The 18,908-nt window shown below is 62.9% G+C and carries 19 protein-coding genes and 1 pseudogene; 8 read left to right on the top strand and 12 right to left on the bottom strand.

The window, feature by feature from the left end; all coding sequences use genetic code 11:
• Positions 1 to 101: 101 nt before the first annotated feature.
• From ilvD to ACV1FX_RS33690, 3 genes and pseudogenes are all read right to left on the bottom strand, one after another.
• On the bottom strand, positions 102 to 1,952 hold the full coding sequence (gene ilvD, locus ACV1FX_RS33700; protein ID WP_473121850.1) for a dihydroxy-acid dehydratase: 1,851 nt from the start codon (positions 1,950 to 1,952) through the stop codon (positions 102 to 104).
• A gap of 730 nt (positions 1,953 to 2,682) precedes the next feature.
• Positions 2,683 to 2,850 (bottom strand): annotated as a pseudogene (locus ACV1FX_RS33695) (SDR family NAD(P)-dependent oxidoreductase); the annotation flags it as partial.
• 271 nt (positions 2,851 to 3,121) lie between these two features.
• The gene (locus ACV1FX_RS33690; RefSeq protein ID WP_473121849.1) at positions 3,122 to 3,295 is read right to left on the bottom strand and encodes a hypothetical protein; all 174 of its coding nucleotides are present in this window, start codon (positions 3,293 to 3,295) and stop codon (positions 3,122 to 3,124) included.
• A 450-nt stretch (positions 3,296 to 3,745) separates the two neighbouring features.
• Here ACV1FX_RS33690 and ACV1FX_RS33685 point away from each other — a divergent pair, with 450 nt between their 5' ends.
• Complete coding sequence (locus tag ACV1FX_RS33685) at positions 3,746 to 5,413, top strand: adenylate/guanylate cyclase domain-containing protein (protein ID WP_473121848.1); 1,668 nt, start codon at positions 3,746 to 3,748, stop codon at positions 5,411 to 5,413.
• Between the two features lie 68 nt (positions 5,414 to 5,481).
• Here ACV1FX_RS33685 and ACV1FX_RS33680 read toward each other — a convergent pair whose 3' ends face one another.
• The 5 genes from ACV1FX_RS33680 to pncA form a co-directional block, all read right to left on the bottom strand.
• Positions 5,482 to 5,868: a GrlR family regulatory protein gene (locus tag ACV1FX_RS33680; RefSeq protein WP_473121847.1), complete on the bottom strand. Its 387-nt coding sequence runs from the start codon at positions 5,866 to 5,868 to the stop codon at positions 5,482 to 5,484.
• Between the two features lie 30 nt (positions 5,869 to 5,898).
• Complete coding sequence (locus ACV1FX_RS33675; protein WP_473121846.1) at positions 5,899 to 7,932, bottom strand: NAD(+) synthase; 2,034 nt, start codon at positions 7,930 to 7,932, stop codon at positions 5,899 to 5,901.
• A gap of 173 nt (positions 7,933 to 8,105) precedes the next feature.
• Positions 8,106 to 8,813 carry a c-type cytochrome gene (locus ACV1FX_RS33670; protein ID WP_473121845.1) on the bottom strand — a complete coding sequence of 236 codons (708 nt, stop codon included), beginning with the start codon at positions 8,811 to 8,813 and terminating at the stop codon, positions 8,106 to 8,108.
• Between the two features lie 83 nt (positions 8,814 to 8,896).
• Positions 8,897 to 10,021 carry an alpha/beta fold hydrolase gene (locus tag ACV1FX_RS33665; protein WP_473121844.1) on the bottom strand — a complete coding sequence of 375 codons (1,125 nt, stop codon included), beginning with the start codon at positions 10,019 to 10,021 and terminating at the stop codon, positions 8,897 to 8,899.
• Positions 10,022 to 10,023: 2 nt separating this feature from the next.
• Entirely contained in the window at positions 10,024 to 10,650 is a 627-nt protein-coding gene (gene pncA / locus ACV1FX_RS33660) for a bifunctional nicotinamidase/pyrazinamidase (protein ID WP_473121843.1), read from the bottom strand.
• A 213-nt stretch (positions 10,651 to 10,863) separates the two neighbouring features.
• Here pncA and glk point away from each other — a divergent pair, with 213 nt between their 5' ends.
• Together glk and ACV1FX_RS33650 are read left to right on the top strand one after the other, a co-directional pair.
• Positions 10,864 to 11,841, top strand: a complete 978-nt coding sequence (gene glk, locus ACV1FX_RS33655; protein ID WP_473121861.1) for a glucokinase — start codon at positions 10,864 to 10,866, stop codon at positions 11,839 to 11,841.
• Positions 11,842 to 11,941: 100 nt separating this feature from the next.
• Entirely contained in the window at positions 11,942 to 12,181 is a 240-nt protein-coding gene (locus ACV1FX_RS33650; RefSeq protein WP_473121842.1) for a hypothetical protein, read from the top strand.
• 11 nt (positions 12,182 to 12,192) lie between these two features.
• Here ACV1FX_RS33650 and ACV1FX_RS33645 read toward each other — a convergent pair whose 3' ends face one another.
• The gene (locus ACV1FX_RS33645) at positions 12,193 to 12,405 is read right to left on the bottom strand and encodes a hypothetical protein (protein WP_473121841.1); all 213 of its coding nucleotides are present in this window, start codon (positions 12,403 to 12,405) and stop codon (positions 12,193 to 12,195) included.
• 232 nt (positions 12,406 to 12,637) lie between these two features.
• On the opposite strand from ACV1FX_RS33645, the gene ACV1FX_RS33640 reads away from it, so the two are divergent.
• Entirely contained in the window at positions 12,638 to 12,841 is a 204-nt protein-coding gene (locus ACV1FX_RS33640) for a hypothetical protein (protein WP_473121840.1), read from the top strand.
• 130 nt (positions 12,842 to 12,971) lie between these two features.
• On the top strand, positions 12,972 to 13,127 hold the full coding sequence (locus tag ACV1FX_RS33635; protein ID WP_473121839.1) for a hypothetical protein: 156 nt from the start codon (positions 12,972 to 12,974) through the stop codon (positions 13,125 to 13,127).
• Positions 13,128 to 13,234: 107 nt separating this feature from the next.
• Here ACV1FX_RS33635 and ACV1FX_RS33630 read toward each other — a convergent pair whose 3' ends face one another.
• The 3 genes from ACV1FX_RS33630 to ACV1FX_RS33620 all read right to left on the bottom strand — a co-directional run bounded on the left by ACV1FX_RS33630 (position 13,235) and on the right by ACV1FX_RS33620 (position 15,092).
• Complete coding sequence (locus tag ACV1FX_RS33630; protein WP_473121838.1) at positions 13,235 to 13,498, bottom strand: PilZ domain-containing protein; 264 nt, start codon at positions 13,496 to 13,498, stop codon at positions 13,235 to 13,237.
• 310 nt (positions 13,499 to 13,808) lie between these two features.
• Positions 13,809 to 14,198: a response regulator gene (locus tag ACV1FX_RS33625; RefSeq protein WP_473121837.1), complete on the bottom strand. Its 390-nt coding sequence runs from the start codon at positions 14,196 to 14,198 to the stop codon at positions 13,809 to 13,811.
• 102 nt (positions 14,199 to 14,300) lie between these two features.
• Positions 14,301 to 15,092 (bottom strand): Spy/CpxP family protein refolding chaperone, encoded by a 792-nt coding sequence (locus tag ACV1FX_RS33620; RefSeq protein ID WP_473121836.1) that lies wholly within the window; start codon positions 15,090 to 15,092, stop codon positions 14,301 to 14,303.
• Between the two features lie 455 nt (positions 15,093 to 15,547).
• Here ACV1FX_RS33620 and ACV1FX_RS33615 point away from each other — a divergent pair, with 455 nt between their 5' ends.
• The 3 genes from ACV1FX_RS33615 to ACV1FX_RS33605 all read left to right on the top strand — a co-directional run bounded on the left by ACV1FX_RS33615 (position 15,548) and on the right by ACV1FX_RS33605 (position 18,900).
• Complete coding sequence (locus tag ACV1FX_RS33615; protein WP_473121835.1) at positions 15,548 to 16,888, top strand: ABC transporter substrate-binding protein; 1,341 nt, start codon at positions 15,548 to 15,550, stop codon at positions 16,886 to 16,888.
• A 162-nt stretch (positions 16,889 to 17,050) separates the two neighbouring features.
• On the top strand, positions 17,051 to 17,989 hold the full coding sequence (locus ACV1FX_RS33610; protein ID WP_473121834.1) for a carbohydrate ABC transporter permease: 939 nt from the start codon (positions 17,051 to 17,053) through the stop codon (positions 17,987 to 17,989).
• The gene (locus tag ACV1FX_RS33605) at positions 17,989 to 18,900 is read left to right on the top strand and encodes a carbohydrate ABC transporter permease (RefSeq protein ID WP_473121833.1); all 912 of its coding nucleotides are present in this window, start codon (positions 17,989 to 17,991) and stop codon (positions 18,898 to 18,900) included. Before ACV1FX_RS33610 ends, ACV1FX_RS33605 begins: the two co-directional genes overlap by 1 nt.
• Positions 18,901 to 18,908 lie beyond the last annotated feature (8 nt).

Raw genomic sequence — 18,908 nt, 5'->3', positions numbered from 1 at the left:
GCGTCGCTGAAAGATCGTTGGGGCATCCTTAACGGGGCCGCGCAATCGCGGCTGGTCAATAAGGATTCATTGACCAATGATCGCAACCCGCACGTATGGGCCTATTTCGGCCGGCGCTTGACCTCGCGCACCGCGCCGCGCGCGGCGCTGGTGGTCAGTGCAGCATAGGCCTGCAGCGCAGTCGAGACGCTACGCTTGCGGTTCTGCGGCTGCCAGGCGGCATCACCCTTCGCCTCCTCCGCCGCACGACGCCTGGAGAGCTCCTCGTCGGAGACTTCAAGCTGGATGCTGCGGTTCGGAATGTCGATCGCGATGCGGTCGCCGTCACGCACAAGGCCGATATTGCCGCCTTCGGCGGCTTCCGGCGACAAATGCCCGATCGACAGGCCCGAGGAGCCGCCGGAGAAACGGCCGTCGGTGACGAGCGCGCAGGCTTTGCCGAGGCCGACCGACTTCAGGTAGCTGGTCGGATAGAGCATCTCCTGCATGCCGGGGCCGCCGCGCGGACCTTCGTAGCGCACGACCACGACTTCGCCGGCAACGACCTTGCCGCCCAGGATGCCCTCGACCGCAGCGTCCTGGCTCTCGAACACGCGCGCAGAGCCCGAAAATTTCAGGATCGAGGCGTCGACGCCCGCGGTCTTCACGATGCAGCCGTCCTGCGCGAGATTGCCGTAGAGCACGGCGAGGCCGCCGTCCTTGCTGAAGGCGTGTTCGAGGCTGCGCACCACGCCCTTCTCGCGATCGAGATCGAGCTCGTCGTAGCGGCGCTCCTGGCTGAAGGCGACCTGGGTGGGGATGCCGCCGGGCGAAGCACGATAGAAGGTGCGGACCTGTTCGCTCTTCGAGCGCTTGACGTCCCAGCGCTCCAGCGCGTCGGCCATGGTCGGTGCGTGCACGGTGGAGACCTTGGTGTCGATCAGGCCGGCGCGGTCGAGCTCACCCAGAATGCCCATGATGCCGCCGGCGCGATGCACGTCCTCGACATGGACGTCGGCGACGGACGGCGCGACCTTGCACAGCACGGGTACGCGCCGCGACAGGCGGTCGATGTCGCGCATGGTGAACTCGACCTGCCCCTCATGGGCAGCCGCAAGCAAATGCAGCACGGTGTTAGTCGAGCCGCCCATCGCGATATCCAGCGTCATCGCGTTCTCGAACGCCGTGAAGTTGGCGACGTTGCGCGGCAGCACGCTGGCATCGTCCTGCTCGTAGTAGCGGCGCACGAGATCGACGATGGTGTGGCCGGCCTCGACGAACAGCCGCTTGCGGTCAGCATGGGTTGCCACCACCGAGCCGTTGCCGGGCAGCGCGAGGCCGAGCGCCTCGGTCAGGCAATTCATGGAGTTGGCGGTGAACATGCCCGAGCACGAGCCGCAGGTCGGGCACGCCGAGCGCTCGATCACCTTGACGTCCTCGTCGCTGACCTTGGAGTCGGCCGCGGCGACCATCGCGTCGATCAGGTCGACAGACTGCGTCTTGCCATGCAGCTTGACCTTGCCGGCTTCCATCGGGCCGCCCGAGACGAACACCGCGGGGATGTTGAGCCGGAGCGCCGCCATCAGCATTCCGGGCGTGATCTTGTCGCAGTTGGAGATGCAGACGAGACCATCGGCGCAATGGGCATTGGCCATGTACTCGACGCTGTCGGCGATCAACTCGCGCGACGGCAGGCTGTAGAGCATGCCGTCATGGCCCATGGCGATGCCGTCGTCGACCGCGATGGTGTTGAACTCCTTGGCGACGCCGCCGGCCTGCTCGATCTCGCGCGCAACGAGCTGGCCGAGATCCTTGAGGTGGACGTGGCCTGGCACGAACTGGGTGAAGGAGTTGACGACCGCGATGATCGGCTTGCCGAAATCCGCATCCTTCATGCCCGTCGCGCGCCAGAGGCCGCGCGCGCCCGCCATGTTGCGGCCGTGGGTGGTGGTGCGGGAGCGATAGGCTGGCATGGCGGTTTCCGTCCTGGGTTGGCTGAGCCTGGCGGCAAATTTCGAAGCCGCCTCAGGCCTTTCCGGCCGGATAGCGCACGGGGTCGGCTGGCGCAACGAGAACTTGGGCCTGACAGGGCCGGATCGGCCTCTCGCAGGCCTCCTCTGCTCCCGGCGCAGCCTGCTGGAGGGGGCGAGTTGGTCCCCGCCGTCAGTCACTGATGATTGACGCCTCCAGCGTCGTCGCCACGATCGCCACCGGAATGCCCCGCGGCATGACAAAGGACATGGTCTCCACACGCTCGCGTCGCATTGTAGCAGGTGCTCCCGTAGTGACGCGGATAGCGACGATCACAAATTTCACGTATCTCCCGAGTGCGACCGACGGCCAACGCGCATCACACTTTTCTGGCCGCGTCACATGGGCGGGGGCGCCATGGGGCGGGGGATGAAGTCACGAGGTCCGGACTCCTAGGCACTCCGGACCTCGTGGCAACTCTTCCCGATGCAAAACACGCCCCTCCCCCTTAAATCGCAGATCATTTCGTGCATTTTTGCAGCCTCGTTCTTGAGCTGCAAAAACGCTGAAAAAATCGATTTGGGTCCATCTTTGGGTCCACGTCGGTTCTTGCTGCCGATCGCGAATGCCGTCGGCTGGTAGATTCGCGACGTGAGAATCTCCCTGCCCTTCCAGCCCACACGAAAAACCAGAGCGAAATATTAGCAACCGGCTCGAAGGGCCCGTGGTCCACTAAGCCTGAGGAAACGCAACACCAGTCAGCTCGCCCAACTTGGAGATGAGCCGCTCCTGAAATTCTGGATCGGTTGCTTCACCGGCGGGCTGCTCCTGCCGGAGGTGATGCCAGTAACGACCGCTGACCAGGCGGCCGGCTACGGCCAGCCGGGTCTGGGTCCGTTGCCGGGGCGGCCTGCATCCACGGATTTAAAAACGCTCCAGCACCGCCACGATTTTTTGAGCTGCAAGGAACGGGCACTTCGGAAGCTGATTGTAAATGCGGTACCTGCCCCCTGAGTGTCAGGGACCCGCGTGAATGGCCCCAGCTTGTCCCCCCTGAGCTGGGGCCTATCGTTGCTGTTTGTTTGCGGTCCACCATGCTCGCGATTGAGAAACGACATCGAGGCTCTCAGCAAACGCTGCTGCGCTATAAAACTCCTCCGCACATCGGGATTTAGCTTTGATGTTTCCTTCGTGCAGTCACATAGCCGTTTTGGCCATGTTCGATCTCACGCACCTTGCGCGCATATGACAGGTACTTGTTGATGAGATCATAGTCGTTGGGATTAAACCGGATTTGCTTTTCCATTGCGGCGAGATCTTCGCGCAGCGCGGCAGCGTCCAACATCGTAGTCCCTCCTTTGCAATGTACAAACCACGCCAATCGGAGCGGAGTTCCACGCAGTCCCTCTGCTGAGCCAGCAACAATGCATGGAACTTTCTTCGCTGGTACTCGCCTAAGGAGGCGCTTCACCGCGCTTGACACGCTCCCTTCCATGTCACCTGCAAGTTAAGGAAGCCCGCCATTCGCGACGGGCCCAAGGCTAAGGGAGAAACGCGCCATGAAGACGCGGCAAAAGCCTACGACGAGTCGCTCCGATGCTGTGTATCGCGATTGACACTGTGGACAATAAAACACTGCTGCGAACACCGCTGTCACCGATCGACGTCCGGCGCAGAGACGGCGGCCCCGCCGCGGCCGGCGGGTTGATCTGCCACCGGTAGAGGCTGGGGCCGGGCCTTGTTAATTCGGCTGATCGAAATATGCTGAACTCCCGCCGTTCTGAGGGAGCGCAGAATGGAACGTCGCGTCACTGCGATCCTTGCCGCCGACGTGGTCGGGTACAGCCGTTTGATGGAGACGGACGAACTCAGGACGTTCGCAAGGCTCAAGGAACTCCGTACACAGCTAGTCGATCCAGCCGTTTCAAGTCACGGCGGGCGCGTGGTCAAGCTGACCGGCGACGGATTTCTGGCCGAATTCGCAAGCGCAGCACAGGCAACTCAATTCGCCATCGATCTCCAGGAGGCGATCGCCAGGCGAGAAGGCGCGACACCCGAGAAAGACCGTATCGTACTACGCATCGGGATCAACCTCGACGATGTCATTCTCGACGAAGGCGATATCTATGGTGACGGGGTCAATGTCGCGGCGCGTCTGGAAGGCATGGCCGAACCGGGCGGAGTGTTGATCTCGCAATCGGTCCAGGAAAACACTGCGCAGTCTGTCCAGGCGACCTTCTTCGACAATGGCGAGCGGAAGTTCAAGAACATTGCGCGTCCAATACGGGTGTGGTCGTGGCCGAAGCGACTGACCAGCTTGCGTGCGGAGGGGAAGCCGCGGTTGTTTCTTTGCAAGTTTGAAGCTCCCGGTGAAATCGAGCAACGGTTTGCGAACGATCTCTGTCACGAACTCAATTCTTGTCTCTCTCGCCTGACCGGGCTTGAACTCACTGCCAATCGCGCCAAGGCGCACTACGTGCTGGAAGGCGCGGTGCATATCGGCGAGGGCCGGCATCGGATTTTTGCGCGGCTGCTGTCGGCTGACGAAGAGAAGCAGATCTGGTCGGAACGTTACGATGAGCACTGCGATAGCCTGTTCGATGTTCTCGACCGTTGCGCGCCGAAAATGGCCATGAGCGTGCGGCGCCGGGTGGCCGCGGATGATGCCGACAGACTCGCCAATCGTCCCCTGGACGAACTCTCGGTCGAAGAGCTCCTGGCGCTGGCGGGCGTGAGCTTTTTTACGCCGACGAAGGAGGGCTGGCGCGGCGGTGGGGTCATCTCGGAGCAAATTCTGGAGCTGCAGCCTAAAAACTTCATGGCGCTGATGATGGCCGGCTCAGGACTTGGAACTGCAGATTTTCTTTACGGTTTCAGCAGGCCGGACGACGCGGTGCTCAACCTTGCCATTCGCCGGGTCGAGGAATCGGTACGGGTGAACAACAAGAGCGATGTAAACCACACTGCGCATTCCCTGCTGCTGCTGTTCGGACGGCGCCGCCACGGCGATGCGATGGCCGCGGCGCGGCGCTCGCTCGAACTTAATCCGGACTTCAACATGGCCATGTGGGCGCTGGGAGCCGCCCAGGTGTTTTCGGGCGAACCCGATGCTGGAGCCAAGAGCGCGATGCGGGCTGTCGGCATCGAAACTCGAGATCCTTATGTGCACCTTTACAGTCGGTTCGCTGGCTATGGCCATCTCGACGCAGGTCGTCTTGACGAAGCGAGAGCCTGGTTCGAGCGGGCCAACCAGTTGGCTCCGGGCGTGGGCCCCAACCTGGCCGCCCTAGCGGTCACCCGCTGGCGAGCGGGCGATCACCAAGGGGCGCAGAGTACAGTGGAGGCCCTTCTGGAGCACGAACCGGACTTCTCGGTCAGCGGCTGCTGTCCGCTTCCTTATCGTGGTCCAGCGCAATGGCTGAAATTTGCCGAAACGTTGCGCGCGGCGGGAGCCCCGGATTAGAAATGCTGGGCACGCCGCCGTATCGCCTATTGGTCCAAAACGGCTGAGAGCCCGCGGCGATCCGCTGCCTACATCGCCTCTTTCAGCGTCAACCGTGCGGCAAAGGGCACGCTGGTCTTGCCGACCAGAGCCACGCCTTCAACCTCGGCACCGCCAGCGGAATAGCCGCCGGAGAAGCCGCAGGTGACCTCCCTGCCGGCGAACGCTAGCGACTTGCCGACCGCCTCGGTGTGCTGATTGACCGTCATGTCGCCGCGCCACTTGCCGTTCCGATAAGTGTAGTGGCCGCTATAGTAGAAATAGCTGTCGCCGCCCATGATGCGACCATCGCAGAGTACGGCGACGCCCCTGGCCTGGCCGCGCTTGCCGTCGCGCATCTCGATCTCGAACATGTAGAGGCCGTTGACGACCCCGGTCTGATCGTTGGCCGTTTCCGGCCCAGGCTCGGCCGCCATCAGCCTATCCCCTTCTTTCGTCCGTCTTCATCACTTCGGCACGTTGCGCTCGAGGTCGTCGAGCCATGCGGCGGCGCTGGAATCAGACGGCGCGCGCCAATCGCCGCGCGGCGACAGCGAGCCACCCGCCGAGACCTTTGGACCATTGGGCATCGCCGAGCGCTTGAACTGGCTGAAGGCGAAGAACCGCCGCAGGAATACCTCGAGCCAGTGACGGATGTCGGCGAGCGCATAAGCCTTGCGCCGGTCGCTCGGGAATGCTGGGGGCCACTCGCCTCCCGCAACATCCTTCCACGCATGCAGCGACAGGAAGGCGATCTTGGACGGACGGAACCCGAAGCGCAGCGTGTAGAACAGGTTGAAGTCCTGCAGCTCGTACGGCCCGATGGCGGCCTCCGTGCTCTGCGGCTTCTCGCCCGGCCTGACGGGGACGAGCTCTGGCGAGATTTCGGCGGCGAGGATCGACGCAAGCGTTCGGTTGACATCATCGCTGAACTGCTTCGAGGCGATCACCCAGCGGATCAGATGCTGGATCAGCGTTTTTGGCACACCGGCATTGACGTTGTAATGCGCCATCTGGTCGCCGACGCCATAGGTGCACCAGCCAAGCGCAAGTTCCGACAAGTCGCCGGTGCCGATGACGATGCCGCCGTGATGGTTGGCAAGGCGGAACAGATAGTCCGTGCGCAGGCCCGCCTGCACGTTCTCGAAGGTGACGTCATAGACCTTTTCGCCCTTGCCGAAGGGATGACCGATGTCCTTCAGCATCTGCGTGGCCGTGGTGCGGATGTCCAGTTCCTGCCAACTCGTCTGCAGCGCCTTCATCAGCGCGAGCGCGTTGGTCTTGCTCTCGCTGCCGGTGGCAAAGCCCGGCATGGTGTAAGCCAGGATATTGCTCCGCGGCAGTCCGAGCAGGTCGATCGCCTTGGCCGCGACGATCAGGGCGTGGGTGGAATCGAGCCCGCCGGAGACGCCGATCACGACGCGTTTCGTCCCCGTCGCGCGCATCCGCTGCACGAGGCCGGCGACCTGGATGTTGTAGGCCTCGTAGCAGTCCTGCTCGAGCAGATGCTCGTCGCTCGGCACGAAGGGGAAGCGCTCGACCTTGCGCAGGAAGCCGATATCGGCAACGGGCGGCTTCAGGGCAAAGGCTATCTTGCGGACGCTTGCCTTGCGCTGCCGTCGGTTGTCGTCGAACGTCCCCATCAACGAACGCTCCTGCCGCAGCAGGTCGAGATCGACGTCGGCGGTCGTGATCTGCCCGCCCTGGCGGAAGCGCTCGCCCTCGGCCAGCAGCACGCCATTCTCGTAGATCGAGGTCTGGCCGTCCCAGGCCAGATCGGTCGTCGACTCGCCGGCGCCCGCAGCGGCATAGACATAGGCAGCAAGGCAACGCGCGGAGGTGGACTGGCAGAGCAGCGCGCGCGAACGTGCCCGGCCGATCGTGATCGGACTGCCGGAGAGGTTGATCAGCACGCTCGCACCGGCAAGCGCCAGCTCAGAGGCCGGCGTCACCGGGATCCACATGTCCTCGCAGATCTCGACGCCAATGGTGAGGCCCGCGACGTCGTCCGCTGCGAACAGCAGGTCGACACCAAACGGCGCGCGCACGCGGCCGATCGCAATCTCCTCTGCGATGACGCCCGCGCCGGAGGCAAAATGGCGGCCTTCGTAGAACTCTCGATAGGTCGGCAGGTAGGTCTTGGGAATGACGCCCAGAATGCTGCCGCGATGGATGACCACGGCACAATTGTAGATCCGCGCACCATGGCGCAGCGGCGCACCGACGAACAACACGGTCATCAGGGCCGACGACGCTTCGACGATCGCTTCAAGGCCGCGCTCGACTGCGTCGAGCAGCGGGTCCTGCATTACGAGGTCTTCGATCGCATAGCCGGACAGGCACAGTTCAGGGAACACGGCGACCGCCACCGACTGCTCGTGACAGGCACCCGCAGCCGCCACGATCGCCGTCGCATTAGCGGCGGGATCGGCCACGTGCGAGGTGGTGACACAGGCCGCCACGCGCGCAAATCCGAGGGCGTAGATCGAGTGAAAGCTCATGGTGCGCGGGACCTTCCGTTCAGTTGCGAACCATTCTTAGCCGATTGGCGTCGATGAATGCACGTAATTCCCAATCATGCATAACGGTTCTGCGAAACATCCTCCCTGCTCCACTCGCGGCGGCACCCCACGGACGCCGCCGCTCTTTTGACGGAACGGCGGGGATCCAGGCCCTACCGGGAGCGTTCGGCCCGCAGCGTTTCGAACAACGCGACGATTGCTTCGACCTGGTGGCCGGCAAGGCGCGGGTTCGGCATGGACTGGTTCGGTCCGAGATAACGATGACCGGATGTGAGGAGCTGCCTGAGGTCGTCGCTGGAGAATGACGGCCGGCTTGCAAGGTCCGGGAAGCTTGGTGTCGGGATACGCGACTCCGGCTGTTCGTTCGGTCTGTCGGAGACCACATGACAGTTGCCGCAGATCGAGCGCGCCAGCCCACGCGCCTCGGCAAGCTGGTCGACGAAGAGCTGATCCGTGAAAGGCGAACTCGCCGGTACCTGAAGCGTGATGAAACCATATCCCTCGGCGCGGTGGCAGGCATTGCAGCCATTGGTCAGATCGCCATAGGCCGTGGTGAAAGCCGCGACGTCCTTGGCATCGACAGTACCGCGCAAGGCCCGTACCGCCGCGGCAGCCTGGTCCGCGCGACCCTTCGGCGCCGCCGCGTGCCCGAGGGCCGCTTCGATCTGATCGAGCTCATAGGTCGCGAGCGGCCAGTTGCCGAGGCGGCCGGCGGACCACAATTTGATGTGCTGGAACTGGAGCGCGGTCATGAACTCGGACACGGCCTTGTCGCCGCGCGAGCCATCGGCCTGTGCGACTGCCGGCGAGATCGCGGCAGTCGCCAGCGCCAGAGCGGCCAGAAATGTGCTGAGCCTCATGGAGCCTCCACGGCACACTCTAGGCTTCCCGTCGGCCCAACGGCTTTGACCGGGATCAAGACCGGCGTCGTCCGGAGATCCTATCAGGCCCTTCGCGCGAGAACGCCGCCGCCGAGATCGGAGCGCAGCCATTCGGTGATGCGCGGCCAGGCATGGGCATGGGTCCGCGCTCCCATGAACAGCCCGAGATGATCCGACGGCTCCGATGCCGCGGCGATGAAGACCGGGGGCGTACCCACGAGATCGGCGGTCGCCAGCGCCTGGGTCGCCGGCACGACCTCGTCGTCGAGCCCGGCGAGCAGGAAGACGGGCGCTCTCACATCCTTCAAATCGATTTGTCGGCCGAGCGCCACGAAGTCTCCCGCTGCGATCCGGTTCTCGCGGAAGATCCAGTTGACGATCTGGAGATAATAGCTGCCAGGCAGGTTGAGCGTCTCCTCGTTCCAGCGATTGAACCGTTCCAGCAGCTCACCACCGCCCTCCTCGGCCAAACTCCTTTGCAGGGCCACCGCGATGTCTTCGGCGCTCAGCGACCTCGACCAGAAGCGCAGCATCTCCTCGCCGCTGACATTGCCGCCGCCGCGCGCGACGAGCTGGTCGTAGACCAGTTCCGGCGCATTGCGTGCGAGCCGCGACAATGCGGATTCGATCGCGAGATCGACGGGAGCGCCGACCAGCACCAGGCGGCGCACCTTGTCCGGGAAGCGCGCGGCGTAGAGCAGCGACAGCCAGCCGCCCTGGCACAGGCCGATGAGGTCGACCGGCGCACCGATCTCGTCGATCGCGACGTTGAGGTCGCTGAGATAGCTGTCGATCGAGAGATAGCGCATCTCTGATGACGCCGAGCGCCAGTCCGTGAGATAGACCCGATCGACGCCGCCTCTCTGCAGAGATTCAACGACGCTGTGTCCGGGCGCAAAATCGGCAATCAGCGCGCGATGCAAAGCATAGGGCGCGCAGACCAGCGCCGGCGGGCCGGTGCGCTTTGTCGTACAATCGCGCAGGCGCATGGTCGCGAGCTCCAGCGCGACCTGATTGGGCGTGGTCCAGGGCAGTTCCGTCTCGCGCGGCTCGGGCGAGCTGCGCTCCACCCACCAGAACGCAGCGTTCATGGCGAGCTTGGCCGCCGCGAACGGCCACAGCAGCGGATCATCCGACCCGGGCTCGGATCCCGTCGAAGGCGGCGGTTTCTTGGTGCCTTGGGTCATTTCTAGAAGAACGCCTCGATGCTGACCACGGGAATGCCGAGCGCCTTGAAGCTGTGATGGGTGGCGGCGACCGAGCCATCGAGATCGATGCCGCGGCAGGCATCCTCGATCACGGCGACCTCGAGGCCTGCCTTGCGGGCATCCTCCGCCGAAAAGCGGACGCAAAAATCCAGCGCCAGGCCCGCGACGAAGACCGTCTTCAGCTCGCGCTCGCGCAAATAGCCGAGCAGCCCGGTCGGTGTCTTGTGGTCGTTCTCGAACAGCGCCGAATAGGAATCGATGCCGCGGCGAAATCCCTTGCGTACCACGAGACTCGGCCGGCGGACGTCGAGATCCCGGTGGAATTCGGCGCCGGCTGTGCCTTGCACGCAATGCGTCGGCCACAGCACCTGCACCCCATAGTCGAGATCGATGGCCTCGAACGGCCGCTTGTTGGGGTGATTGGAGGCAAACGAGACGTGGTCGGCGGGGTGCCAGTCCTGGGTCAGCACGACATTGGCGAATCTTTGGGCGATCCGATTGATGGCGGGCACCACTCTCTCCCCGCCAGGTACGGCCAGGGCCCCGCCGGTGCAAAAGTCGTTCTGGACGTCGATCACGAGCAGGACGTCCCGGTCGGATATCTTCATTACTGCTCTCCACCCGGTCTGATCTCAATGTCGATCTTCCGGCGCGGCTTCGCAACCGCCTACCGCGGGCGGATTTGCCGAGCGCAACGGTTCGCCCGCATCGACGTTGACGACATCATCAAGCCGCGGTGGTATGCGAATCTGACCGCGAAGCAAATGGAGATAAAGGTTCCCGCGATCACCAAGGGCGGTGGATGCGGCGACCATGAGGACATGACCAGTCGGACGACAAGAGGTTGCGCATTGCTCGCCGACATCGGCGGCACCAATTCGCGGTTCGCGCTGATGGAGGAGGACGGCCAGGTCGGGCCGGTCACCTACGCGCGGGTCGCCGACTTCCCCACCGTTCGTGACGCCATGGCCGACTTCCTGGCTCGCCAGGCCAAGGGTGCGCGTGTCGGCAACGCCGTGCTCGCCGTCGCGGGCCCGGTCGTGAACAACCGCTGCGTCATGACCAACAGCCCCTGGATCATCGACGGAAAGGAGCTCCGCGAGGGCTTTGGCCTCGACGCTGTTCACGTGCTCAACGATTTCGAGGTGCTGGCCTGGGCGCTGCCAGCCTTGCAACCGGCCGACCTGTTCCCGCTCGATAGCCAGACCGGCGCGGCCGGTGAGCCGCTGCTTGTGCTCGGACCCGGTACGGGCTTTGGGGTCTCGTGCCTCGTCGAGCGTCACGGCGCCCGGGTGGCCGTGATCACGGAAGCGGGTCATGCAACCCTGCCGGCGGAGACGGAGCGCGAGGAGCGCGTCATCGCTGCGATGCGGCGGCGCATGGGCCATGTCGAGATCGAGCTGGGCGCGCTGTCCGGTGCGGGGCTGCAAAACCTCTACGAGGCGGTCGCCGAGGTCGATGGTGTGAAAGCCCCCAAACGCGACGCGGCCGCCATCACCACCGCCGCGCTGGACGGCAGCTGCGACCTCAGCCGCACCGTGCTCGAGATGTTTTGCGCCATCCTCGGCTCCGTCGCCGGCAATCTTGCCGTGACCTTCGGAGCCCGCGGCGGCGTCTATATCGCCGGCGGGATCGTGCCGCGTTTCCCGAAATTCCTGGCTGCATCCGCGTTCCGCGAGCGTTTTGAGGCCAAGGGACGTTTCCGGGAATACCTCCATCCCATTCCGACCAGCATCATCGTCAAGCCCGACGCGAGCTTTGCGGGCCTGAAGGCTTTTTGCGATCACAGCAAGGCGTGAGCCTGGCCCAGGATTCGCGGCGTCGAGCGTGAAACGCCTCCCAGCAGGCCATCCCGGCCTTGAGAGGATCACGAAGTTTGAGGGGCTCGGGGAGGCTTCTGTGAATCACCTGATCCGGATCGTTGCCATTTCGTCTGTTTTGATGACCCCCGTTCTTGCACAAAAACTGGTCGACCCAGGGGCGGTTGCGCCCGAGTACCGCGACGCCGCGGAGCATCGCCGCGCCGAGCAGCTGAGGCAGCGCGCCTGCGCGCTTAAGGCGGACCAGGCCAAGATCCTGCTGCGCGACCGTTCCGCTTTCGTGCTGAAGTGCATGGACGCAGCCGACGCGAGCAAATAATGCGTCGTCTATTAGCGACGCTTGCCAACCTCACCACGCTTGCCGCCAAGCGTGCCTGCGAGCGTCACGAGTGCAATCAGAACGGCCATCAGACATGCCCACCCGCGCAACTGCGCGAGCGACCAGCCAAGCTCGGCCTGAACGAGGTAGTCGAGCATGACGGCGACATAGCCAGCCACCCAGACAGCGACAATGATTGAAATGAAATCGAATTCGTCTTGCATTCGCGTATTCCAATGCCTGCCTCTTAGCTATAGGCCCCGGCGGGCGAGAGGACTGTGAGCTCATTCACAGCGAAAGCGCGATCTCCTGTTAATCCTGCGCAAACCGCGCGCCGCAATCCACAGCTGAATGCATCGATTCAAGTCGCCTGACGCGAGTTCCTCCTTGCCCGCTGCCGTCGCTTGAGAAACAATTCGCCCGTAGTGCGTGTGTGTTTGCGATATGGGGCGTGGCATGCGTAAGCAGGACGTAGGGTTTGACTACCATCGCTATCACCGGCTGCTGGCCGAGGCGGTGGACGAGGACAGTCGATTGGCGCTCATCGATCTCCTGATCGAGGAAAAGGCCAGGGATCGGCTGGCCGCGCAGCGCGCCTCCGACCGGGCCGCGATGACCGCCCAAACCATCGCCAAGGTGCTTGGAGCGGGCCGAAGCTGATCCGGGGCGACGGCCGGCCGCGGATCGGTTGGGATGCCGTTAAGGATGCCTCGCAATCCCGTGTCAAACTTTCTGCGCTAGAGACTTCCCCTACCTGATGCAATTCAGGGTCAACACAGGGGGAACTAACATGAGCATGCTCTCACTCGCCTCGGCTCCGGCCGGCATCGAAATCCGTTCAATCGACAATTCCTTCAAGGCCATCCTGCTGTTCTGCTGCGTCGGTCTGCTCGCCTCGTTCGGTCTGATGGTGAACGGCATCGACGTCAGCGCCGGCCTGATGTGAAAACAAGACGCATCGATTAGAGCCGTTCTTTAAAGCAATTTCATCGCAAGACACTGACCGAATGGCCGCCCACGGGCGGCCATTCCCGCTTTCGACCCACGAGCAAATCAGGAGCGGCTTGCCTCTTCCGGGCCGACGAAGGCGAGCCCGATCCGGTTCTTCTGGATCCAGATCACCCGGCACTCGTGGACCGACGAATCCTTGGCAATGACGAGGCGGAAACGCTGGGGAACGAAGGCTGGATTGGCAACGTCGATCGCCGCACCGGCGGGCGAGATGTTGCGCACGACGCAGCTCATCACCGAGCCGCCCGCGGAGACATAGGCCAGCTCTTCGATGTCGATACGCGGATACTTTCGTTTGTCGTCCATGCGCCATCTGCCTCGATCCAAGCCTAGCCGGACTGCCTAAACAAATTGGATGATGCTCGGGTTTCCCCGGCGCCAATTTCATTGTGCGCTGCAATGAGTTCGCGGCTCCTGTGAGAGCCGATTACACGCCCTCGTCGCGGGTTCCCGACAAGGCCGCAGCTCGGTCACAGGTCGGGCGTGAATCGGTCCGCTTTTCTTCAAGTTCCCATGACGAATTGAGGAAGCCGCGCCGCTGCGGCAGAATAGCCGGGCGCAGTGCCTTCCACCTACCCCAGGGCAAGGTTGCCCGGCTATTCGTCGGAAGCGGACGTCAGGCCGAACCGCTTTTCGAGGCCGCCGGCGAGCCGGGAAAGAGCGAGTCGATGATCGACTTGAGCTGGTCGATGGAAATCGGCTTGCGCAGGATCGGCCTGCGTCGGAGCAGGGACGGCAGCAACTCCGGTCCGTAACCCGTTGCGAACAGGAACGGCTTGCCACGTCGCTCGATCAGGTCTGCGACGGGGTCGACGTACAGTCCCATGAGATTGATATCGAGAATAGCCAGGTCGTACTGCGCCGTCATCGCGAAGGCGCTTGCGTCCTGAACATTATCTGCCTCGGCGACAACATGGTGGCCAAGCTCCTCCACCATGTCGGCAATCATCATCCGGATCAACGCCTCGTCTTCGACCAGGAAAACGGAGAGTGCGCCCGTCGTCATTTCAACCCCGCAGCCATCACGTGCAGCTAATCATAACTGCTTCGCTGCGGGGATTCACGAGTTCGTGGCAATCGAGCGTGACAATTCTTATTCAAACGCCGATCAATCCAGGCCGCGCTCGTGGCTGAGGCGGACCATCTCCTGGATGAAGACTTCCTTCTGCTTGTCGTCCAGGCTCGAGTACAAGGGCTCGGCGGCATCGGCGACGTTGCGCTGGTCGGCAGCGCGATCGATCAGGAACTGCGCCTCGTTGCGCATCTGCTCGATGATATCGTCCGGCGGATCGCGCTTGGCGCGGGCAATCCGCAGGTTGAGCCGCTCCGCACCATTATGCCCAAGGTAGTGCATGGCGCTGGAGAAACCGTACCAGTGCTTCTCCTGGTCAGGCGTGAGGTTCAGCTCGGTCTTGATGCGCTCGATATAGGAATCACTGTTGGCGACGATCTGCTCGGCGGTGAGTTGCGGCGCACCGTTCTGGGTGAGAACGCTGACGTCCTTGGTCGCGTCCTTCGGTGCCTCCTTAGCGGCTTTGGCGGTCTTGCTGCCCTTGCTCTTGGCGTCCTTGTTCGCATCCTTGGCGCCCTTTGCGTCAGCGCCCTTGTCGGCGCCCTGCTGCTTGGCGTCCTTGCTTGCATCCTTGGCGGCCGGCGCCTGGTTGTTATTGCCGACGCCGAGCACGCCGGTGAAGACACCGACTACGCCGCCAATGGCGCCGCCCAGCACGCCACCCACCGGGCCGGCCGCCTTGTTGCCGGCGGCCGCGCCCTCCTGAACACCCTTGACCAGGCCCTGCGCATTGGCAACGCAAGCGACGCCCAACAACAATGCAACGACAGACCCGAGCGCGAACCATCGTCGCAGGCGAAGCCGCGCAGGCGGCGTCGGATTGATCATTCTGGTCTCCATGTCGATCTGCTTGGCTGCTCGGTGGGTGGAATCGCGCAATAGGTCTGCCGGATCGGAACTCTAGCGTTTTCGCATCGATCCGGTCCAGATCGAGGAGCAACCCTCCACATCCGAAAAGTCTGTCCTGCGAACCGGTTAGTTCAGGTTTGTTCGGAACTGCGGCGTAATTGCGCTCGAACGATCTTCACCCATCCCGACCACAGTGTGCGTCGCAAAAGGAGGCGTCGAGGTTCATCACTGAGTCACGCGCGCATCGCGAGTTGCCACTGCGTTGGGCTCAACGTTAGTTCAAGAAATTGCGTGCGTGGGATTTCTCGACAGACGCGATCAATTCTGATCTGATCGCGCTACCAATTCTCCGCTGCTCACGTGACTAGCCACGCGAGCTGACGGCAAGAAAAAAAACAAAAAGCAAAACAACAAGACCAAAGCGAGGAAACGAGATGTCACGCAAGAAGCTCACGCGGCGACAGTTTGTGGCCGCAACTGCCATGTCCTCCGCAGCTCTGATCACCGCGCCCTATGTGCGCGGCGCCTACGCCGCCGGCAAGCTCTCGATCGGCTTCTGGGATCACTGGGTGCCCGGCGCCAACGACACCTCCAGGGCTCTCGTCAACGAGTGGGCAGCGAAAGAAAAAGTCGAGGTTTCCATCGACTACATCACCAGCAACAACAAGAAGATCGAGTTGACCGTCGCCGCCGAAGCGCAGGCCAAATCCGGTCACGACATTCTTCAGATGTACACCTGGTGGCCGCATGCTTACGCCGAGCAGCTGGAGCCGGTGAACGACGTCGTCGAACCGGCGATCAAGCAGAACGGCGAGGTGAATGGCACCGTCAAATATCTCGGCCAGGCCGCCGGCAAGTGGCTCGCGGTTCCTGCAACGCCCGGAAGCCAGATCAAGGGGCCCTGCTCCCGCATCGACCTGATGAAGAAGCACGCAGGCATCGACGTTCAGGAGTTGTATCCAGCAGGCAGCCCGCCCAAGGCGGACAGCTGGAACATGGATACCTTCCTGAAGGCGGCGGAAGCCTGCCAGAAAGCCGGCTTTGCGTTCGGCATCGGTCTGGGCGAGACGACCGACAGCGTCGATACGGCGGGCGCCATCTTCCAGTCGTTCGGTGCTGAGCTCGTCAACTCCAAGGGCGACCTCACGGTGAAGACCGATGAGGTCCGCCAGGCGCTCGAATACTACAAGAAGCTGATCGCCTTCCTCCCGCCGGACGCACCGTCCTGGGACGATGCCTCGAACAACAAATGGCTGATCTCGGGCCGCGGCGCCCTCATCATGAATCCGCCGAGTGCCTGGGCGGTTGCCAAGCGCGACGCGCCGCAGGTCGCCGAGCAATGCTGGACGCATGGCTTCCCGGCGGGTCCCAAGGGCCGCTTTGCGCCGTTCCTGCCTTATTTCTGGGGCCTCTGGAGCTTCTCCAAGAACAAGGAAGCGGCCAAGAGCCTGCTCACCTATCTGTCGCAGCCGTCATCGATCGAGAAATTCGTTGCGGCGAGCGGCGGCTACGACCTGCCGGCCTACGCCAACATGACGACGCTGAAGACCTGGGCCGAGGAAGGGCCGCCGAAGGGCACGCTCTATCATTATCCCAACCCCTACAATCACCAGACGCTGTCGATCGCGGCCTCTCCGGCGCCGCCGAAGATCGCCCAGCAGATCTATGCGCAGGCGACGCTGACCAAGATGGCGCTTCGTTTTGCGCAAGGTGAGAAACTGGAGCAGTCGCTAGCCTGGGCCGAGGGCGAGTGCGAAGGCTTCATGCGAAGTTGAGCCGGGGTGTGCCACGGCGGTTCACGCCTCGCGCGTGGGCCGCCGGGCACCCCTCCATTCGATGGACGTGATCTGATGAAGCCGACACGCGCGTGCCGGCTTCACCGTTGGACATTCTGCAGGGAAGCTTGACCCAAGGAAGTTTGACCTGAGGACACTGACATGGCCGATGTCGTCGTTGAGCACGGTCGCATTGCGGGTACCGCGAGCGCACGCAAACGGTCGAGCCTGCACAATGCGTTGAAGCGAAAATCGACCGTGGCGTTCTTTCTGACGCTGCCGCTGATTCTCCTGATCGCGCTGCTCGTGCTCTACCCTGCTCTCTTCTCGATTCACCTCGCGACGCTGAACAAGTCGATGCAGAAGTTCGTCGGCTTCGGCAATTTCACCTTCCTGTTCAAGCGCGAAACGTTCTGGATGGTGGTCAAGCAGTCCTGCATCTTCGCGATCACGGCCGTGATCTTCAAGGCGCTGATTGGCTTCATCGTCGCGCATTTCGTGCACAACATTCCGGCCAAGGGCCAGCGCAAATGGCGCGGCATGCTGCTGGTGCCGTGGGTGATCCCGCCGGCGATGAGCACGCTGGCCTGGCTCTGGCTGTTCGATCCCTCCTACAGCGCGTTCAACTACACGCTTTCCTTCTTTGGCATCGGCCCCGTCAACTGGCTCGGCAGCGCCGCGTGGGCGCGCTTCTCGGTCATCCTGGTCAACGTCTGGTATGGCGCACCGTTCTTCATGATCATGTATCTGGCGGCGCTGAAATCGGTGCCGGATCAGCTCTACGAGGCCGCCGCGATCGACGGCGCCAATTGGTGGCAGCGGATCTGGTACGTGACGCTGCCGATGATGCGCAACATCATCGCGATCACGACGCTGTTCTCCCTGATCGTCACTTTCGCCAATTTCGACATCGTCCGCATCCTGACCTCGGGGGGGCCGCTCGACCAGACCCAGATCTTTGCCACTTACGCGTTCCGGGTCGGCATCGAGAGCAGCGACATCCCGCTCGGCGCCAGCGTCTCGCTATTCATGGTCCCTATCCTCGCCGTCGCGGCGATCTTCATCCTGCGCGACGTCAACAAACGAGGGAACGAAGCCTGATGAGCACCCTCGCGATCGACAAGGCCGGTCCCCGGCGCAAGGTCAAATATGGCAGCATGAGCCGGGACCGCGCCTGGGCGCTGCGCTGGTCCTACTTCTTCCTGGTGCTGTTCGTGATCTTTTCGCTGACGCCGCCCATCTACATGCTGATCACCTCGCTGAAGAGCAGCGCGGAGATCTCGGCCGCGACCAATCCATGGTGGGTATTCCACCCGACGCTGTCGAACTACCTCGAGCTCCTGACCTCAAACCAATTCCTGCGCTTCTTCTGGAATTCCTCCATGGTCTCGATCGTGGTCGTAATCGTGACCATGCTGATCAGCATTCCCGCGGCCTTTGCGCTCGCACGGATGAAGTTCTGGGGTTCGGCGACGCTCGCCACGGGCGTGTTCCTGACCTATCTGATTCCGGACAGCCTGCTGTTCATACCGCTGTTCAAGATGTTCGCGCTGATCCAGGATCTGACAGGCATCACATTGCTCAATCGATGGTATGTGCTGCTGTTCGTCTATCCGACGCTGACGGTGCCGTTCTGCACCTGGATCATGATCGGCTATTTCGCCTCGATCCCGAAGGAGCTCGATGAAGCCGCGATCATCGATGGGGCATCCTGGCTCCAGACCCTGACTCGAATCTTCATTCCGGTGGCGCTGCCCGGGCTGATCGCGGCGACGATCTTCGCCTTCACGGTCTCCTGGGCCCAGTTCCTCTATCCCCTGGTTTTCACGACCTCCATCGATCAGCTCGTGCTGCCGGTCGGCATCACCACGACGCTGATCAAGGGTGACGTCTTCAACTGGGGCCAGATCATGACCGGCGCGCTGCTCGGCGCAGCACCGCCGTTGATCATCTACGCCTTCCTGATGGACTACTACATTGCCGGCCTGACCGCCGGTGCGACGAAGGGTTGAAATCGAGA

This window comes from Bradyrhizobium ingae, assembly GCF_055791185.1.
The sequence above is the reverse complement of the archived record's forward strand: the minus strand, read 5'-3'. Positions and strand labels throughout refer to the sequence as shown.